The sequence below is a fragment of the Methylobacterium sp. WL18 genome, assembly GCF_008040015.1.
GTDB classification, from domain to species: domain Bacteria; phylum Pseudomonadota; class Alphaproteobacteria; order Rhizobiales; family Beijerinckiaceae; genus Methylobacterium; species Methylobacterium mesophilicum.
In genome coordinates this window covers 1-1,182 of sequence record NZ_VRVD01000988.1, presented here as the reverse complement: position 1 = coordinate 1,182, position 1,182 = coordinate 1, and the positions used below count along the sequence as shown (strand labels likewise).

At 72.4% G+C, this 1,182-nt stretch carries 2 protein-coding genes; both read left to right on the top strand.

Annotation, left to right across the window (positions count from 1 at the left end; genetic code table 11):
• The first annotated feature begins 536 nt into the window (after positions 1 to 536).
• Positions 537 to 782 (top strand): ferredoxin, encoded by a 246-nt coding sequence (locus FV228_RS30335; RefSeq protein WP_147857803.1) that lies wholly within the window; start codon positions 537 to 539, stop codon positions 780 to 782.
• 1 nt (position 783) lies between these two features.
• The coding region (locus FV228_RS30330; protein WP_187277982.1) for an FAD-dependent oxidoreductase at positions 784 to 1,182 on the top strand (399 nt) is incomplete at its 3' end.

Sequence of the window (1,182 nt, the reverse complement as noted above, 5' to 3'; positions counted from 1 at the left end):
CGCGCGCGCCGGCTGCGCCCAGGGCGAGGGCGAGGACGAGCGCGGCGAGACTCGTTCGTGCACCGTACGGCATGGTGCCCTCCTGAGATCGCGGTGTTTCGGATCGGTCCGCGGGGCGGCGCGACAATAGAGCGAACCGTCGCGCAGGGGAATTCCGCAGCATCATGTCGACGGCGATCCCCCAGGACATTTTTAGATCAGTGAATCGTTCCCGATGACCCGAGCCGCGAAGCCCGAAATCCACCGGCCGGAGAGGAGCGCGTTCCCGTTGCTTCAAACCGGTGTCCGGTTCGGCTGGGCGGCCCTGCCGCGGCGCGGGCGCTTGAACCGAACCACGAGCTCCGTACCGGTCGCGTCTGCCATCCGGCGCAGCGTCTCCACGGTCGGGCTCGCGGCCCCCGATTCCCATCGCGAGATCCTGGCCTGATCCGTTCCCATCTTCTGAGCCAGTTGCGTCTGCGACAGGCGCGCCGGCCTGCGACGGCGGGGACGGCGCTTTGCCCGGAACTCGCCGCCCCCGCTGTGGTTGCACCGCCATGTCCACCCCTGCCGATGCGTCCTCCGGCTCACCACCCGGCCTGCGGGTGTGCGTCGATCTCAACCTCTGCCAGGCCTACGCCCAGTGCTGCTACGCGGCGCCGCGGCACTTCCGCATCGAGGGACACGAGGCGCTGTTCTACGATCCCGCCCCGGCCGCGCAGGACCGCGCCGACATCGAGCGGGCGCGCGTCGCCTGCCCGGTCCAGGCGATCCGAGTCGAGGATCCGGGGCAGGCTGCCTGAGATGGCGTCGGGATCGACCACCGAGCGCGCGATCGTGGTGGGCGCCGGCCTGGCGGCATTGCGCGGCGCCGAGGCGATGCGGGAGGCCGGGTTCGCCGGCCCGCTGACCATCGTCGGCGCGGAGCCGTACCGGCCCTATGACCGTCCTCCGCTCTCGAAGCACGTGCTCACCGGCGAAACCGGACCGGACGCGACCACCCTGCCGAGCAGCCTCGGCGGGGATGTGGAATGGCGCCTCGGCAGCCCGGCCGAACGCCTCGACCGGGGATCCCGCACCCTCCACCTCGCGGACGGCGGCGCCCTGCCCTACGACCGCCTGCTGATCGCCACCGGCACCCGCGCCCGGGCGTGGCCGAACCCCCACGAGGGCCGGCTCGCCGGCGTCTTCACCCTGCGCGGG